The sequence below is a fragment of the Streptomyces sp. NPDC058812 genome (assembly GCF_042744565.1).
Taxonomy (GTDB): domain Bacteria; phylum Actinomycetota; class Actinomycetes; order Streptomycetales; family Streptomycetaceae; genus Streptomyces; species Streptomyces thinghirensis.
In genome coordinates this window covers 23,786-39,347 of record NZ_JBHYOB010000031.1, presented here as the reverse complement: position 1 = coordinate 39,347, position 15,562 = coordinate 23,786, and the positions used below count along the sequence as shown (strand labels likewise).

At 72.4% G+C, this 15,562-nt stretch carries 16 protein-coding genes; 10 read left to right on the top strand and 6 right to left on the bottom strand.

What is annotated here, in order from left to right:
- Positions 1-39 precede the first annotated feature (39 nt).
- On the bottom strand, positions 40-915 hold the full coding sequence (locus ACFW48_RS36685; RefSeq protein WP_386322705.1) for an MHYT domain-containing protein: 876 nt from the start codon (positions 913-915) through the stop codon (positions 40-42).
- A gap of 290 nt (positions 916-1,205) precedes the next feature.
- On the opposite strand from ACFW48_RS36685, the gene ACFW48_RS36680 reads away from it, so the two are divergent.
- Positions 1,206-2,099: a glycerophosphodiester phosphodiesterase gene (locus ACFW48_RS36680; protein WP_386322703.1), complete on the top strand. Its 894-nt coding sequence runs from the start codon at positions 1,206-1,208 to the stop codon at positions 2,097-2,099.
- 80 nt (positions 2,100-2,179) lie between these two features.
- Positions 2,180-2,734: a methylated-DNA--[protein]-cysteine S-methyltransferase gene (locus tag ACFW48_RS36675; protein ID WP_386322701.1), complete on the top strand. Its 555-nt coding sequence runs from the start codon at positions 2,180-2,182 to the stop codon at positions 2,732-2,734.
- Between the two features lie 28 nt (positions 2,735-2,762).
- Here the strand turns inward: ACFW48_RS36675 and ACFW48_RS36670 are convergent, their stop codons facing one another.
- Complete coding sequence (locus ACFW48_RS36670) at positions 2,763-3,191, bottom strand: VOC family protein (RefSeq protein ID WP_386322699.1); 429 nt, start codon at positions 3,189-3,191, stop codon at positions 2,763-2,765.
- Positions 3,192-3,312: 121 nt separating this feature from the next.
- On the opposite strand from ACFW48_RS36670, the gene ACFW48_RS36665 reads away from it, so the two are divergent.
- Both ACFW48_RS36665 and ACFW48_RS36660 read left to right on the top strand, forming a co-directional pair.
- Positions 3,313-4,221 carry a pseudouridine-5'-phosphate glycosidase gene (locus ACFW48_RS36665; protein WP_386322697.1) on the top strand — a complete coding sequence of 303 codons (909 nt, stop codon included), beginning with the start codon at positions 3,313-3,315 and terminating at the stop codon, positions 4,219-4,221.
- Positions 4,218-5,135 (top strand): carbohydrate kinase family protein, encoded by a 918-nt coding sequence (locus ACFW48_RS36660; RefSeq protein ID WP_386322695.1) that lies wholly within the window; start codon positions 4,218-4,220, stop codon positions 5,133-5,135. The genes ACFW48_RS36665 and ACFW48_RS36660 overlap by 4 nt, the downstream gene beginning before the upstream one ends.
- 324 nt (positions 5,136-5,459) lie before the next feature.
- Here the strand turns inward: ACFW48_RS36660 and ACFW48_RS36655 are convergent, their stop codons facing one another.
- Positions 5,460-6,254 carry a methyltransferase domain-containing protein gene (locus tag ACFW48_RS36655; protein ID WP_386322693.1) on the bottom strand — a complete coding sequence of 265 codons (795 nt, stop codon included), beginning with the start codon at positions 6,252-6,254 and terminating at the stop codon, positions 5,460-5,462.
- A 234-nt stretch (positions 6,255-6,488) separates the two neighbouring features.
- Here ACFW48_RS36655 and ACFW48_RS36650 point away from each other — a divergent pair, with 234 nt between their 5' ends.
- Positions 6,489-7,616 carry a magnesium and cobalt transport protein CorA gene (locus ACFW48_RS36650; RefSeq protein ID WP_386322691.1) on the top strand — a complete coding sequence of 376 codons (1,128 nt, stop codon included), beginning with the start codon at positions 6,489-6,491 and terminating at the stop codon, positions 7,614-7,616.
- Positions 7,617-7,866: 250 nt separating this feature from the next.
- Here the strand turns inward: ACFW48_RS36650 and ACFW48_RS36645 are convergent, their stop codons facing one another.
- Positions 7,867-8,499: a uridine kinase gene (locus ACFW48_RS36645; protein ID WP_386322689.1), complete on the bottom strand. Its 633-nt coding sequence runs from the start codon at positions 8,497-8,499 to the stop codon at positions 7,867-7,869.
- A 163-nt stretch (positions 8,500-8,662) separates the two neighbouring features.
- Between ACFW48_RS36645 and ACFW48_RS36640 the strand changes: the two genes are divergently transcribed.
- Positions 8,663-9,142 carry a DUF1772 domain-containing protein gene (locus ACFW48_RS36640; RefSeq protein ID WP_386322687.1) on the top strand — a complete coding sequence of 160 codons (480 nt, stop codon included), beginning with the start codon at positions 8,663-8,665 and terminating at the stop codon, positions 9,140-9,142.
- A gap of 167 nt (positions 9,143-9,309) precedes the next feature.
- Positions 9,310-10,800 carry a glutamate synthase subunit beta gene (locus ACFW48_RS36635; protein ID WP_386322685.1) on the top strand — a complete coding sequence of 497 codons (1,491 nt, stop codon included), beginning with the start codon at positions 9,310-9,312 and terminating at the stop codon, positions 10,798-10,800.
- Positions 10,801-10,981: 181 nt separating this feature from the next.
- Here the strand turns inward: ACFW48_RS36635 and ACFW48_RS36630 are convergent, their stop codons facing one another.
- Both ACFW48_RS36630 and ACFW48_RS36625 read right to left on the bottom strand, forming a co-directional pair.
- Positions 10,982-11,257 (bottom strand): DUF397 domain-containing protein, encoded by a 276-nt coding sequence (locus ACFW48_RS36630; protein ID WP_310873900.1) that lies wholly within the window; start codon positions 11,255-11,257, stop codon positions 10,982-10,984.
- The gene (locus ACFW48_RS36625) at positions 11,258-12,118 is read right to left on the bottom strand and encodes a helix-turn-helix transcriptional regulator (protein WP_386322683.1); all 861 of its coding nucleotides are present in this window, start codon (positions 12,116-12,118) and stop codon (positions 11,258-11,260) included.
- 223 nt (positions 12,119-12,341) lie between these two features.
- Here ACFW48_RS36625 and ACFW48_RS36620 point away from each other — a divergent pair, with 223 nt between their 5' ends.
- The 3 genes from ACFW48_RS36620 to ACFW48_RS36610 all read left to right on the top strand — a co-directional run bounded on the left by ACFW48_RS36620 (position 12,342) and on the right by ACFW48_RS36610 (position 15,548).
- Complete coding sequence (locus tag ACFW48_RS36620) at positions 12,342-12,983, top strand: ATP-binding protein (RefSeq protein ID WP_386322682.1); 642 nt, start codon at positions 12,342-12,344, stop codon at positions 12,981-12,983.
- Entirely contained in the window at positions 12,974-13,426 is a 453-nt protein-coding gene (locus ACFW48_RS36615) for a hypothetical protein (protein ID WP_386322680.1), read from the top strand. The genes ACFW48_RS36620 and ACFW48_RS36615 overlap by 10 nt, the downstream gene beginning before the upstream one ends.
- Positions 13,427-13,586: 160 nt before the next feature.
- The gene (locus ACFW48_RS36610) at positions 13,587-15,548 is read left to right on the top strand and encodes an ABC transporter ATP-binding protein (RefSeq protein WP_386322678.1); all 1,962 of its coding nucleotides are present in this window, start codon (positions 13,587-13,589) and stop codon (positions 15,546-15,548) included.
- Positions 15,549-15,562 lie beyond the last annotated feature (14 nt).

The window sequence follows — 15,562 nt, the reverse complement described above, 5'->3', positions numbered from 1 at the left end:
GGTTCCACCGTACGACCCCGCACTGACAACGGGTCCGGATCAGCGGTTCTGCGGGGTCCGGGAGCGCCGGACGAGCGGGCGGCGCGTGTGGTGGGCGGGGTGGTGCGGAGGGCGGCGGGCCGTGCGCGGTGCCTCGGAGTGGGCGGGGACGCCCGGCTTCCGCTCGGCGGGGACCTCGACGGCCCTCTCCATGATCATCAGCGGATCGAACATCACCACGACGCCGGCGAGGAGGAGGAAGGCCAGGGGGCCGATGAGCATGGGGGCGAGCAGTTCCGCGGCCGAGCCCCCGGTGGAGGGATCGGTCGTGCCGTGGAGATGGACTTCGAGGGCGGCCATGCCCGTGTAGTGCATGCCGGTGACGGCCAGCCCCATGACCAGGCTGGCGCCGACGCTCCACAGGAATCCCCGGACCTGTCCGGCCGCCCACAGGGCGGCGGTGGCGGCGGCCATGGCTATGACGACGGACACGGCCACGGTGAACGTGTTGTACGTCAGCTGCCCGTCCAGGCGCATCCCGGCCATACCCAGGTAGTGCATCGACGCGATGCCCAGGCCGGTGATCGTGCCGCCGGTGAAGAGGGCCGTTCCTCGCGCGCCCCGATAGCCGACGATGAAGATCCCGATGCCCACCATCACGATGGCGACGGCCAGGCTGGCGAAGGTCATCAGCCAGTCGTAGCGGATCGGCGTGTGTTCGATCGTGAACCCCATCATGGCGATGAAGTGCATGGTCCAGATGCCGGAGCCGATCGCCGCCGAGCCGAGCGCGAGCCACGCCGGGCGCCAGGACCGGGTGACCCGCATGGACCTGGTGGTGCAGCGCAGACCGAGGGCACCGCCGAGGCAGGCCATGAGGTAGGCCACCAGCGGTGTGACGAGTCCGTAGCTGAATCCGTCGACCGTGCCTTGCATGTGCGGCTGCCCTTCCGCCTTCTTACACCCCGGTTACGTCCCGGAATTTCCTGATGTGCGCCCCCTCCCAGGACCGCGCGAACGGTCAGGGTCGAGGCAGAGAGTATGACTCCCACCGGAATGGACGAACGATTCGCCGGCAAAGAATCACGGCCTTGCCCCACTTGTGGGGCCCCCGTGAGCGGAGTTGAGCAACTCCATTCAGCCTGTGGCCATTCTGCACCCCTCTCCCGTTGACTCTCTGGTGTCACAGTGGTGCTGTCCGTGATCGCTCGACGCGAGGAGTACGCATGCACGCGCGCGCAGTTGCCGTCACGACCACCGCGCTCCTGGGAGTCGCCCTGCTCACTCCGCTCTCGCACGCCGGGACCGCCCAGAGCGGGGACGACGGTCCCTCGGTCGTCGCCCACCGGGGCGCCTCCGGGTATGCGCCGGAGAACACGCTGGCAGCCGTCGACAAGGCGGCCGAGCTGGGCATCCGCTGGGTGGAGAACGACGTCCAGCGCACCAGGGACGGCGAGCTCGTCGTCCTCCACGACGACAGTCTGCGGCGCACGACCGACGTGGAGGAGGTCTTCCCCGACCGCTCGCCCTGGAAGGTGAAGGACTTCACCGCGGCGGAGATCGCGCGGCTGGACGCGGGGAGCTGGTTCGGGTCCGAGTACGCGGGCGCGCGCGTGCCGACGCTGAAGCAGTACGTGGACCGCGTGGAGCACAACCACCAGAAGCTGCTGCTGGAGCTGAAGAACCCCCAGCTGTACCCGGGCATCGAGCAGCAGACCCTCAAGGTCCTCGCCAACGAGGGCTGGCTCGACCGGCGGCATGTGGCCGGCCGGCTGGTCGTGCAGAGTTTCAGCGCGGACAGCGTCCGGACCGTCCACCAGCTCAAGCCGGCCGTCAAGACCGGGTTCCTCGGCACTCCGTCGGTGTCGGACCTGCCCGAGTACGCGGAGTTCACCGACCAGATCAACCCCTCGCACCGCTCCCTCTCCATGAGCTACGTCTCCTCGGTGCACGCGTTCACGGGCCCGCACGGCAGGCCGATGGAGGTCCTCACCTGGACGGTCGACGACGCGGACACCGCCCGGCGGGTCGCCGGGTACGACGTCGACGGCATCATCACCAACAAGCCCGACGTGGTGCGGGACGCCGTCGGCGAGGACGAGGACTCGGCCGGCCGGTGACCCCGGCACGCCCGGGGCAGGGACCGGTCGCGTCCGCCGCTGTCCCGGGCGTTGTCAGTGGCCGGCCGTACCGTTGGCGCATGGACAGCCATGGGCAGTACGAACAGCGGGTCGTGTGGACCGTCGTCGGCACCGGCATCGGTCCGCTGCTGCTGGCCGCCACCCGCGACGGACTGGTCAACGTCGTGTTCCACGCCACCGACGCCGCGCGCGACCGGGCGCTCGAAAGGCTCGCGGCCCGGCTGGGCACGGAGCCCGTCGAGGCGCCCGGCTCGCCGCTGCTGTCCGAGGCGATACGGCAGGTGGAGGCGTACTTCGCGGGTCGGCAGCGCGACTTCGACCTGCCGCTGGACTGGTCGCTGATCTCGGGCTTCAACCGGGAGGTACTGCGCGAGCTGGCGTCCGGCGTCCCCTACGGCTCGGTCGTCGGGTACGGCGACCTCGCCGACCGGGTCGGCCGACCGGGCGCCGCCCAGGCGGTGGGCATGGCGATGGGGGCCAATCCGCTGCCGGTCGTCGTGCCGTGCCACCGGGTCGTCGAGAGCGACGGCGGCATCGGCGGGTTCGGGGGCGGCGTGGGCACCAAGCGACACCTGCTCGCGCTCGAGGGCGTGCTGCCCGAGCCGCTGTTCTGAGAGGTCGGCCGCCCGGGGCCCGGCGGGGCTACTCGTAGTGCCGAGCCTCGAAGATGTTGCCGTCCGGGTCGCCGAAGTAGAAGCTGCGCCGGGCCGGGCCTCGGGCGCCGTAGGAGTCGTACGCCAGTTCCGAGACCGGAACGCCCTGCTCTTCAAGGCGGGCGCGCAGTGCCTCGAAGTCGTGCGGTGACAGCGACAGGCAGATGTGGTTGACGGGATGGCCCGCACTGCCGTCGGCGCCGGGGACCACTCGCATGCGTTCCGCCAGGGAGTGTGGCGCCAGGTCGAGGATGGTCTCGTCGTTGAGGCGTACGGAGGGGAAGCTCACGGTCCCCGCGGTGTACTCGGCGACCCGCAGCGGCTCCAGCCCCAGATTCTTCTCGTAGAAATCGGCAGCGGCGACCGGGTCGCGCACCCAGAGGACGACATGGTCGAGACGTGTCGTGTCGTGCGTCATGGTTCCCAGGCTCGTGGTCTTCCCGGAGGGCCGCAAGACTCCGGCCGGGGCCCTTGAGGGGTTTGGCCCGGTCCCCCGCCCGCCAGAGATGAGGGAGAACCGACGGACAGGAGGCAGGCGCGTGATGCTGATGGTGTCGGAAGAGGTACGGGCGGCGATCGACGCGCGTCACCCCGTGGTGGCGCTGGAGTCCACGATCATCGCGCACGGGCTGCCGCGCCCGCGCAATCTGCTGGTGGCGCGCGAGCTGGAGGAGACCGTACGGCAGGAGGGCGCCATACCGGCGACCATCGCCGTGCTGGACGGGCGGCCCCACGTCGGCCTGGACAAGGAGCAGCTGGAGCGGGTCGCGAACGAGGACGGCATCCGCAAGCTGGGCCACCGCGACCTGCCGCTCGCGGTGGCCGCCGGAGCGAGCGGGGCGACCACCGTCTCGGCGACCGCCCTGCTGGCGGCCCTGGCGGGCGTCAGGGTGTTCGCCACCGGCGGGCTCGGCGGCGTGCACCGGGAGTGGACCGTGACGCAGGACGAGTCGGCCGACCTCGGCCTGCTGGCACGCACCCGCGTCACGGTGGTCTGCGCGGGCGTGAAGTCCATCCTGGACGTGCCGGCGACCCTGCAGCGGCTGGAGACGCTGGGTGTCGCGGTGGCCGGTTACGGCACGGACCGCTTCCCCGGCTTCTACCTGTCCGACTCGGGGCATCCGGTGGACTGGACACTGGACACTCCGGAGCAGGTGGCGACGGTCATGCGGGCGCAGGACGCGCTCGGCGGGCCGCGGTCCGCGCTCGTGGTCGCCCATCCCGTCCCGGAGGAGGAGCAACTCGATCCCGCGCTGCACGCGCGGGTGCTCGCCGACGCGCTGCACGCCTGCGAGGAGGAGGGGGTCACGGGCCAGGCGGTCACGCCGTTCCTCCTCGACTACCTGGTACGGCACACCGACGGGGCCTCGCTGAGCGCCAACCTGGCGGCAGTGCGCGCAAACGTGCGGCTGGCGGCCCGCGTCGCGGCGGCCTGGACCGGGGCATGACCACGGGGCCGGGCGACGCGCTGCTGGTCGTCGGGGACGTCATCACGGACGTCGTCGCCCGGCACCGGGGGCCGCTGGCCTCCGGCACGGACACGGCCGCCTCGATCCGCCGACTGCCCGGTGGGGCGGGTGCCAACGTGGCCTGCTGGTCCGCATACGGAGGGTGCCGGGACGTACGGCTGCTGGGGCGGGTCGGCTCCGACGCGGCGGCCTGGCACGAGCGTGAGCTGTTGGCCAGTGGCGTACGTCCTCTTTTGGCTGTCGACGAGGCGGCCCCGACGGGGACGGTGATCTGCCTGGTCGACACGGGCGACTCGGCCGAGCGGACGTTCCTGACGGACAGCGGGGCGTCGCTGCGGCTCGGGCCCGGCGACTGGTCGGACACGCTGCTCGACGGCGTCGCCCGGCTGCACCTGTCGGGCTACCTCCTGTTCTCGAAGCCGAGCCGTGCCCTGGTGCCGGTCGCCCTGGCCGCGGCACGCGCGCGCGGGGTACCGGTCAGTCTGGACCCGGCGTCGGCCGGGTTCCTCACCGAGCTGGGCGTCGACCGTTTCCTGGACCTGGTCGAGGGGGTGGACGTGCTGCTGCCCAGCCGGGACGAGGCGTGCCTGCTCACCGGGCTGCCCGACGCGGCGGACGCTGCGGCCAAACTGAGCCGACTTGTCCCGCTGGTGATCGCCAAGCAGGGCGCGGAGGGAGCCTTGGTGGCCCGGTCCGGCGCCGTGTGCGCGCGTGTCCCCGCCGCCCCGGCGTCGCCGCGGGACAGCACGGGCGCCGGTGACGCCTTCACCGGCGCGTTCCTCGCCGCACTGCTCGCGGGCGCGGTGCCCGAGGAGGCGGCGGCTGCAGGATGCCGGGCGGGAGCGCGGGCGGTCGAACGGGTGGGCGGGAGGCCTCCACGGGCGCCGGACTGACGGTAGTAGGTGTGAGAGGGGCGCTGGTGGCGACGTGTCAGGAGTTCGCCGTGGTCGGTGGCGACGCGAGCGGCTCGAGGTACGGGGGCACGAGTCGCGGAGGGGGCAGGCCGCGGGGGCGCAGACGGGGGCACGAGCCGCGGAGGCACGAGTCGCGGAGGCACGGGGGCCAAGGGCGAAGCAGACAGCCCGTCGGCAGCCCTCGCCCACGAACACCGCGCCGGTCGACCGGGCCGTGCCACGCCCGCCGTGGCTCCACGGGGCGAGGGGCTCCGCGGCATGTCGGCCGGGGCAGACGTCCCGGGCCGGCCGGGACCCACCCCCCTACGCCTTGCGTCCCCATGCCGAGACCATCGGAGCCGTCGCGAGGTCCATCCTGCCGGACGCGACGTTCGCGAGGTGGCGGTCGATGTCCTCGTGGCTGGCCACCCCGGCGCCGACCAGCTCGTCGCGGACCTGACGCACCGTCGCGGACTCCAGGGCGGCGCACGCGGGTGAGGTGACCGGGAAGTAGGCATCGGCCTCCACGCGGCGCAGCCCGGCCTCCCGGAGCAGACGCGGGAGCCGACGGCCGTAGGAGAGATCGGCGCCGCGACGGGCCAGCAGTTGGCGGAAGCCGTGCCGCAGCCGGTTCGCCAGCTGCTGCTCGGGACCGTGCTCGTCGGGACAGAGCAGGGGCTGCAGCGCGGGGTCGGCGTCCTCGACCAGGAGGCGGCCGCCGGGTCGCAGGGCTTTGACCATCGAGTGCAACGCCCTTTCCCGGTCCGGGACATGGACGAGCACGAGCCGGGCGTGCACCAGGTCGAACCCCTCCCCCGGCGGTTCCTCGGCGCCCACGTCGTGCACGCGCACCTCGACCGGAGGCCGGCCGGCCGGAGCGACCCGAGAGGTGTCGATGTCGGTCGCCAGGACCCTGCCGGTCGGCCCCACCCTCTTGGCCAGCCAGGACACCACCGAGGTGCCTCCGGCCCCGACCTCCCAGCAGCGCCAGCCGGGTCCGGCGCCGAGCGCTTGGAGGTGCCGGAACGTCGTGGGATCGAAGAGGGTGGCGAAGGCCTCGAAGCGCTCCGCCGCCTCGGCCTGCCGGTTGTCGAGGAGGTATCCGTCGGTTCGCGTCATGCGGCGATCATCCCAGTTGTCCGGCTTGCCTGAAGCGGTCGACGCTCCGGCGCGGCGGCTCGTCGGGGGCGGCCGGGTCGATGTGCGTCCGCGTCCGAACGCCCTGTCCACAGCCGGGAACAAAGCGGAACGCCCCGTACCCACAGGCTCGTCCGCGGCTGACGCCGGCCTGGCAGACTGGCTCGCCAAGGCGCGGGAAGCACGGCGCGAGGGGACCCACGCGAGGAGACACGGATGACGATGACAGGGAATCTACGGAAGGTCACAGGCCTGGGACGGGTCAGCGGCCTCCGCAAGGCGGCCCGGCTGGCCCGGCGGCGCCCGCGTGTGGACCTGAGCCATCCCGCCCGCTCCCCGCTGGGTTCCTCGGTGGTGAACTGCGTGACCTACCGGGACGGTGTCCGCACTCCCGAGGGCGGCGATCCGGCCGACGCGGTGAAGCGGATGCGGGGGCGCGGGGCCGGTTTCGTCTGGCTCGGCCTGCACGAGCCCACGGACCAGGAGTTCGCGGGGGTCGCGGAGCTCTTCGACCTGCACCCGCTGGCGGTCGAGGATGCGATCGAGGCCCACCAGCGCCCCAAGGTGGAGCGGTACGGAGAGACGCTCTTCGCCGTGTTCAAGACGGTCTGCTATGTGGAGCACGAGGAGCTCACGGCCACGAGCGAGGTGGTGAGCACCGGCGAGATCATGGTGTTCGTCGGCCAGGACTTCGTGATCACCGTGCGACACGGGCGGCACGGCTCGCTGGGACCGTTGCGGGAAGGGCTGGAGTCCGATCCCGCGCAGCTCGTCAAGGGGCCGTCCGCTGTGCTGCACGCGATCGCGGACCACGTGGTGGACGAGTTCCTGAGCGTCATCGAGGCGGTCCAGGCGGACATCGACCAGGTCGAGACGGAAGTGTTCGCGGAGCACGGCGCGCGGGTCGATCCGGGGCGGATCTACCAGCTCAAGCGTGAACTCCTGGAACTGAGGCGGGCAGTGGTACCGCTCGGCCGGCCGCTGGAGGAGCTGGCCACACGACCGGTCCGAGTGGTCGAGCCGGAGATACAGGCCTATTTCCGCGACGTCGCCGACCATCTGCTGCGGGCCGCGGAGCAGATCGCGGCGTTCGACGAACTCCTCAACTCCATCCTCCAGGCGCACCTGGCCCGGGTGACGGTCGCGCAGAACGAGGACATGCGGAAGATCACCGCCTGGGCCGCGATCGTCGCGGTACCCACGATGGTCTGCGGGGTGTACGGCATGAACTTCGACCACATGCCCGAACTGCGCTGGCGGTACGGCTACGGCCTGGTCATAGGTGTGATAGCCGTCGCGTGCCTGGCACTGCACCGGGGTTTCCGGCGCAACGGCTGGCTCTGACGACGGGCCGGGCCGCTCAGGCCGAGATGCTCACGGTCTTCCGTGGCACGACCCGGGTGATCACGCGGGCGCCTCCTCGTCCTTCTCCGCGGCGGCGTCGACGCCGAGGTACTCGGGCGAGAGCTCGTACGGGAGTCGCTTGCCCTCGTCGGGCACGATCCCGGCGGTACCGCGGAGCCCGGATGTGTACGGGTTGGCGAGGTCGTGGACAGACAGGCCGATGGGGCGGGCCGGCCGTCCGCCTGGCGCGTCAGCCGTTCCACGCGGGATGCCGTGGATCGTCGGCGCGCACGAGGACGTCGGCGGTGCCGGAGGGGTCGGTCTCGTCCGCGTAGCGCTCGAAGGCGGGCAGCGTCCAGTGCTCGGCCTCGGGGGTTCGGCGGCGCAGTGCGCCGGGGCTGAGGACCAGACGGACGCTCAGATCGAGGGGGAACCAGTGGCGCAGCAGGAAGGGGCCGTGCAGCAGCAGAGCGCCGCCGGGTGGGAGGCGGACGTAGGAGCTGCGGGTGGCACGGTCGGTGACCGGGTCCCACAGGTCGGGCAGAACGCGCCCGTCGCCACCGGGCCCGAGCGGGTCGAAGACCTCGCGCCACAGAGCGCCGGTGTCGTGCCAGCCGTTGTAGTAGGACTCGACGTCCTGATGCCCGTACTCGAGGCGGAGAGAAGCGGGGCGCAGGAAGCCCTCCGTCCCGATGACGAGGGAGGGGCGGCCGCGCACGCGCAGCGCCTCGGAGACCCGCTCCGCGAGGTCGCCGGGGCGGGCTGCCGGGGCACCGTCGAAGGCGACGCGCGGCCAGGCGCCGCCGTCGGCGGGTTCGAGGTCGAGCAGGCGCTCGGCGAGCAGGTCGCCGAGCCTGTCCCAGGTGATCGCTTCCAGTCGCACCTGCCCATGATGCGTCAGCCACCGGTCCGCCCGCCTGGACGCTCGCGCATGCGCCCGCGCCGGTCGGCCATGGTCACCGTGCCTGTGCGGAGGTTGACTTGGGATGATCGATGGCCGACGGTGCCGAGCGGGCATCGACGCGACGGGTGGGAGCTGACACGACATGATCGACGGACCGTACTTCGTGCTGACAGTGCTGGGTGTGCTCGGGACCGGTCTGACGGCCGGCGCCTTCTGCGCGTTCTCGACCTTCGTGATGCGGGGGCTCGCGGCGCTGCCGCCCGCGCAGGGAGTCGCCGCGATGAACGCGATCAACACGGCCGCGGTGCGGCCGGCCTTCATGCTCCTGTTCCTGGGGACGGCGGTGCTCACCGCGGTGATCGCCGTGGTCACGTTCGTGCTGTGGCCGGACGGGGCCGCGGTGGAGCTGCTGCTGGGCAGCGCGCTGTACCTGTTCGGGTCCTTCGGGGTGACCGCGGCCGCCAATGTGCCGCGCAACACCGCGCTGCTCCGGCTGGAGCCGGGCACTGCGGAGGCGGCCGGCCAGTGGCCCTCGTACGTGCGGGAGTGGACGGCGTGGAACCACGTGCGTACGGTCGCCTCGGCCGCGGCGGCGGTGGCGTACGTGCTGGCCCTCTCCTGATGGGGCGCCCGCCGCCTCGTTTGAGGGGCGGGCGCCGCCACGGCCGGGACGCCGTGGGCGCGGAGCCGTCCGGCACTCTGCACGCGGGGCGGGCGGGACGTATCGTGGGCCGGAAGAGCGCCGCCCCACGACGCACGGCCTGCCACCCGCACGCAAGGAAGACGGCCATGGCCGATCCCAAGGGTTTCCTGACCACGCCCCGCGAGGAGTGGCCCCGCAGGCCGGCCGAGGAACGAGTCCGGGACTGGCACGAGGTCTACGTCCCGGGGGCGCTGCTGCCGATCATCGGCGCCCAGGCCGACCGCTGTATGGACTGCGGCGTCCCCTTCTGCCACGAAGCCTGCCCGCTCGGCAACCTGATCCCGGAGTGGAACGACCTGGTCTCCCGGGCGGACTGGAGGGCGGCGAGCGAGCGGCTGCACGCCACGAACAACTTCCCTGAATTCACCGGCCGGTTGTGCCCGGCACCGTGCGAGGCCGGCTGTGTGCTCGCCATCAACCAGCCGGCCGTCACCATCAAGAACGTCGAGTGCGCGATCGCCGACAAGGCCTGGGAGGAGGGTTTCACCCCGCCGCGCCCGCCGGACCGGCTGTCCGGGCGGACGGTGGCGGTGGTCGGTTCGGGGCCCACCGGGCTCGCGGCGGCGCAGCAGCTGACCCGGGCCGGGCACACGGTCGCGGTCTACGAGCGGGACGACCGGATCGGAGGGCTGATGCGGTACGGCATCCCCGAGTTCAAGATGGCGAAACGGCACCTGGAGCGGCGCATCGACCAGATGCGGGCCGAGGGGACGAAGTTCCGTACGTCGACGGCGGTCGGGCGGGACGTGGCCGCCGGCGAGCTGCGGGCCCGCTACGACGCGGTGGTGATCGCCACCGGCGCGACCGCGTGGCGTGAACTGGCGGTGCCCGGCCGCGAGCTGGCCGGCGTCCATCAGGCGATGGAGTATCTGCCGCTGGCCAACCGGGTGTGCGAGGGCGATCTGGAAGGCTCCCCGCTGTCGGCCGCCGGCCTGCACGTCGTCATCGTCGGCGGTGGTGACACGGGCGCGGACTGTCTCGGTACCGCGGTGCGGGAGGGGGCCGCGTCCGTGACCCAGCTGGACATCTACGCGCAGCCTGGTGGGGAACGCGACGAGGAGGCCGAGCCCTGGCCGACGTATCCGCGGCTGTACCGGCTGTCGGCCGCGCACGAGGAGGCACGTGACCTGCGGTCCGCGCCGGCGGCGGACGCCGACGCGCGGCTCTTCGCCGCGTCCACGCTCCGACTCACCGGTGACTCGGAGGGGCATGTGCGGTCGCTGCGCCTGGTCGGTGTGGACGCCGGACGCCGTCCGCTGCCCGGCACCGAACGGTCGCTCCGCGCGGACCTCGTCCTCCTCGCCCTGGGCTTCTCCGGACCGGACCGGGAGGACGGGCTCGTCGAAGGGCTGGGGCTGGAACTGGAGCCCCGTGGCACGATCGCCCGGGACCGGGGCTTCGCGACCAACGTCCCGGGTGTGTTCGCCGCCGGGGACGCGGCGCGCGGGCAGTCGCTCATCGTGTGGGCGATCGCGGAGGGGCGGGCGGTGGCGGCGGCCGTCGACCGCCACCTGTCGGGCGGCAGCACACGGCTGCCGGCACCGGTCGGCCCGTACGACCGGCCGATGACGGCCTGAACACGACCACCGCTGCCCGGCCGGTCATCGATCGGATCACGGCGGCTTACTGGTCCCGGGTCACGCACGGGTCCGGGTCACGGCCTGCGTGTCACGGCTCACGGGTGTTGAGTGTTCTTCGCAAAAGGTGATCAACTCAGTACCAACAGCTTAAAAACAACAAAGCAACAGCGCGCACGTTTCAGGACAGCAGGAAGTCCGCCTCTCCCGCCTTGGCGCCCTCGATGAAGGCCGTCATCTCGGCCGAGGTGTAGATCAGCGCGGGGCCGTCGGGGTCGGTGGACTGACGTACCGCGATCCGGCCGTCGGCAAGCTTCATCGCTTCCAGGCAGTTGCCCCCGTTGCCGCCGCTCCACGGCTTGTGCCAGCCCTCGCTGCCCAGCTCACGGGCGGGCATGCCGTTGTAGATCCGCTCGCTGCGGGTCCGTGGCGAGCGCTGGGGTTTGATGCGATTCATTCACAGCTCCTTGCGGAGATCCCGAAGGATCTCCTTCGTGCGATGTGCCGTGGCGGCCTGCGCCGCCATGCGGTCCATGACCTCGAGGTGGGTCGCCACCTCGGCACGCGCGTCGAGGTAGACGGCGCCGGTCAGGTACTCGCTGTAGACCATGTCCGGCAGCTCCGGCATGGCGAATCGGAACAGCACGAAGGGCCCGTACGTGCCCGGGTGCGGCCCGCTGGAGAACGGGGCGACCTGCAGCGTCACATTGGGCAGCTTCGTTGCCTCGAGCAGCCTGTCGACCTGGGCACGCATCACCTCCGGCCCCCCGACGGGGCGGCGCAGCGCGGTCTCGTCCATGACGACCCACAGCCTGGGCGCATCCTTGCGGGTGAGCAGTTCCTGGCGTTGCATGCGCAGGTCGACGTGGCGCTCGATGTCGTCGGGCCGGGTCTGCCCGATGGCTCCCGAGCGGAGCACCCCGCGCGCGTAGTCCTCGGTCTGCAGCAATCCGGGGACGAAGTGGGGCTCGTAGGAGCGGATCAGGACGGCCGCGCCCTCCAGGCTGACGTACATCGAGAACCAACCCGGCAGGATGTCGTGGAAGCGCTGCCACCATCCGGGCTTGTTGGCGTCCTCGGCCAGCCGGACGAAGGCGTCGGCCTCGTCGTCCGCGATGCCGTAGGCCTTCAGCAGGAGCTGGAGGTACGGGATCTTGAAGGCGACCTCGGCCATCTCCATGCGGCGGACCGTGGCGGGGGCGACGCGCAGGATGCGGGCGGCTTCCTCGCGCTTGAGACCGGCGCGTTCCCGGAGGTCCAGCAGGCGCCGGCCGAGGACGACCTGGCCGACCGTCGGCGCGGACCGCGGCTCGCTCACCGCCCACCTCCTGAAGAGTCCCGAAGAGTCCCTGTGTCCTTGTGCGGACAGCCCGGCGGCGCCATTCGAATATCCGTTCGAAAGCCTGGGCAGGCCTTCGGAGATCTGAAGTGGCGCCGCTCGACGTGCTGTTGCGAGCAGTGTGCCACGGCCGTCCAGACCGTCACACAGCACTCTGCATTTTTCAGAGTGACTCTTGCCAAGTGTTCACGGCGGGGCGATAGTGGCAAGCGTGATTCCGTCCGCGCCCTTAGGAACAGACGCCACCGCGGGCTCCCTGGGCCTCGGTGCCGCCACGGGAGCCGGCCTTTCGGGGACCGCCGCTGCCGAGCGCCGGTTCCGATTCGAGCTGGCCGCGCATCCGGGCTCTCCCGCACAGGCCAGACGCCTGACACGGGCCCGGCTGAACGGCTGGTCGGTGTGCGAGGACACCTGCGACACCGCGGCCCTGGTCGTCTCCGAGCTGGTGACCAACGCGATCGTGCACACCGCGAGCAGACACATAGTGTGCGAGCTGCACGACGGCGCCGATCTGGTCCGCATAGCCGTGCGCGACGAGGGCTGCGCCCCCGGCCAGCCCCACCCCTCGGCCGATCAGCAGCCCGAGGACGAGCACGGCAGGGGCCTGTTCCTCGTAGACGCCCTGTGCGACGCCTGGGGCGCTCACGAGCACGGCCCCGGACTGCTGGTCTGGGCCGAGCTGCCACGCAAGGCCGACGGGCCGCGCGACCCGTCGGAGCCCCACAACGACCTGGGCTGGGGCGCCCGCCCGAAGCCCGGCCCCGCCGACGGCACGGGTGACGAGGGCGAGGCGGAGGCACGCCGCCGAGAGGCACACCGCGGAACGGGGACCGAATGGCTATGAGGGCTGCGTCCGGCATCCGACCGCTCGGTCTGGACACCCTGGTCCGCCTGCAGCGCGAGCTGACCACCCAGGGAGCGCTTTCCGCGACACCCCGGCGGCTGCCCGTGCCGGACGGCATGACGGCCCCGCTGGGCTGCGACGCGGTGGCGGTGCCCGCCCGCTTCGGCCCTCTGGTGCTGCCCCGGCTGCCGCGCGTGGGGTGCGTCTACGCCGACGACGCGCACTGGTGGTGGATCGTCCCGTCCGACTCCGACTACGCGTTGGAATGGCCCGCGCCCGCGCGGTACGCCACGGGTGCGGTCGTCCTCGACGCCCCGGGCCTGCCCGGCCTCATCCACCGCCCGGACGGCACGGTCCCCTACACCCCGCCCATCCCGCTCTACCTGGCACTGTGCCGGCTGACGAACACGACGCCGACGTGGTCGCGGCCGGTGAGCGCATAGGCGCCGCCGCGCTCTCCCGTCCCTCTTCGCTCCCCCGGCTCCGCCCCGCACGCCCCCTTCCGGCTTCCTCCGGCCGGGCGTGCGCCCGCGCGCTCCGGCCTCCCCCGTCCACGCCCTGCCCGTAGGCGTCCGCCCCCGCGATAGTGGCCGTCCGTCGACGATGGGGAGGCAGACGGTGCGCAGGAAGGGCGGCACGGAAGCAGCCGGGGTGTCGGAGTCGGAGCGGCTGCTCTTCGGCGGTCCGCTGCGCTACGACATGGGATGGAACCAGCACGCCGACGCGTTTCTGGAGCTGGGCTTCCGGGCGATGCTGACACGGTTGCCGTCCCTGCTGTCGTCCAGCCTCCGGCTCGCCCGGCAGGCCGACCCGCAGGCCGCGCGGACCGTACTGGCGGCCGAGATGGGCCGGGGTCTGGCACAGGCGGTCAGTCTGCTCGCGGTCAACAGCGTGCTGGCCGGACTGATGGCCGCCGGGCCCATCGAGGAACGCCTTCGCGGGGCGGTCCCCGCGCTGGTCACCGTAGCGGCGGTGATACTGCTCGCGGCACTGCTGCGGGCGGCCTCCACGTACGCCATCGGACGGCTGGAGCCCAAGGTGGAGCGGGTGGCCACCGAGCGGTACCTGGAGCGGGCGGCGGCCGTGGAGCTGTCCGCGATCGAGGACCACGCCTTCCACAAGCTCCTGGACACCGCCCAGTACGGCGCGGCCTCCGCGCGGCGCATGATCATGTACGGCACGCGCGTGGTGAACGCGATGATCTCGCTGATCGCGGCGGCCGGCGTCCTGACCGTGCTGCATCCGGCGCTGCTGCCGCTGCTGGTGACGATGACCCTGCCGAGCGCCTGGAGCGCGCTGACCCTGGCCCGCCGCCGGTACGAGTCGTTCCACGCCTGGGTGCAGCACGAACGCGCGGGGCGGCTGCTGGGCAGTCTGCTCATCGAACCGGCCGCGGCGCCGGAGATCCGGGTGCACGGCGTGGGCCCCTTCCTGCTGCGGCACTTCCGCGCGATGTCGGAGACCGCCGAGGCGGAGCAGGCCCGGCTGGCCCGGCTGGCGGCGCGTACGGGGCTGATCGCGGCGGCGTGGACCGGGCTGGCCACGGCGGCGACGTACGTGACGCTCGGTGGGCTGCTGTTGGGCGGAGCGATGTCCCTGTCGGTGGCGGGTACGGCCGTGATCGCCATCCGCACCGGCTCGCAGAGCCTCGGCACCCTGGTCGTTGAGGTCAACGTGCTCCACGAGGAGGCCCTGTTCGTCGGCGGCCTGGAACGGCTGCACGTGGAGGCGGCCGACCGGGCCATTCCGGTGGGCGGCGCCGCACTACCGGAGGATCCGAAGGAGATCCGCTTCGAGAACGTCACGTTCCGCTACCCGGGTGACGCCGCCCGCCCGGCGCTCGACGACGTGACGCTCTCCCTGCCGCTGGGCCGGATCGTGGCGCTCGTCGGCGAGAACGGCTCGGGCAAGACGACGCTGGTGAAACTGCTCGCCGGGCTGTACACGCCGGACCGGGGCCGCATCACCTGGGACGGCGTCGACGCGGCGACGGCGGACCGGCACGCGCTCGCCGAACGCGTCGCGATGGTGGCGCAGGACTTCAAGCGGTGGCCGTTCACCGCGCGGGTGAACGTCGCGGTGGGGCGCTCCTCGACGCCGCTCGGCGACGACCGTGTGGCCGCCGCGGTCGCCGAGGCCGGGGCCGAGGAGGTGGTCGCGGATCTGCCGCGCGGCCTGGACACCCTGCTGGCCCGCAACTTCAGCGGCGGCCACGAGCTGTCCGGCGGCCAGTGGCAGCGGGTCGGGATCGCCCGCGCGGCGTACCGGCAGGGCCGCATCCTCATCGTGGACGAGCCGACGGCGGCCCTGGACGCCCGGGCCGAGCTGGAGGTCTTCGAGAAGATCCGCGCCCTGGCCGGCAGTGGACAGACGGTCGTCCTGATCACTCACCGGCTGGCGTCCGTGCGTCACGCCGACCTGGTGCACGTCCTCGACCAAGGCCGGCTCGTGGAGTCCGGGACACCGGACGAGCTGCTGGCCACCGGTGGCGTGTACGCGGAGCTCTACTCCCTCCAGGCGGAACAGTTCACCGGGGCGCCGGTGCCCGCCCCGAAGGCGGGCTGACGTCAGGGCCGCGC

Excerpts from the sequence above, each read along its gene's own strand:
- ACFW48_RS36685 (WP_386322705.1), bottom strand. The coding sequence starts at position 915 with ATGCAAGGCACGGTCGACGGATTCAGCTACGGACTCGTCACACCGCTG.
- ACFW48_RS36680 (WP_386322703.1), top strand. The coding sequence starts at position 1,206 with ATGCACGCGCGCGCAGTTGCCGTCACGACCACCGCGCTCCTGGGAGTC.
- ACFW48_RS36675 (WP_386322701.1), top strand. The coding sequence starts at position 2,180 with ATGGACAGCCATGGGCAGTACGAACAGCGGGTCGTGTGGACCGTCGTC.
- ACFW48_RS36670 (WP_386322699.1), bottom strand. The coding sequence starts at position 3,191 with ATGACGCACGACACGACACGTCTCGACCATGTCGTCCTCTGGGTGCGC.
- ACFW48_RS36660 (WP_386322695.1), top strand. The coding sequence starts at position 4,218 with ATGACCACGGGGCCGGGCGACGCGCTGCTGGTCGTCGGGGACGTCATC.
- ACFW48_RS36655 (WP_386322693.1), bottom strand. The coding sequence starts at position 6,254 with ATGACGCGAACCGACGGATACCTCCTCGACAACCGGCAGGCCGAGGCG.
- ACFW48_RS36650 (WP_386322691.1), top strand. The coding sequence starts at position 6,489 with ATGACGATGACAGGGAATCTACGGAAGGTCACAGGCCTGGGACGGGTC.
- ACFW48_RS36640 (WP_386322687.1), top strand. The coding sequence starts at position 8,663 with ATGATCGACGGACCGTACTTCGTGCTGACAGTGCTGGGTGTGCTCGGG.
- ACFW48_RS36635 (WP_386322685.1), top strand. The coding sequence starts at position 9,310 with ATGGCCGATCCCAAGGGTTTCCTGACCACGCCCCGCGAGGAGTGGCCC.
- ACFW48_RS36630 (WP_310873900.1), bottom strand. The coding sequence starts at position 11,257 with ATGAATCGCATCAAACCCCAGCGCTCGCCACGGACCCGCAGCGAGCGG.
- ACFW48_RS36615 (WP_386322680.1), top strand. The coding sequence starts at position 12,974 with ATGGCTATGAGGGCTGCGTCCGGCATCCGACCGCTCGGTCTGGACACC.
- ACFW48_RS36610 (WP_386322678.1), top strand. The coding sequence starts at position 13,587 with ATGGGGAGGCAGACGGTGCGCAGGAAGGGCGGCACGGAAGCAGCCGGG.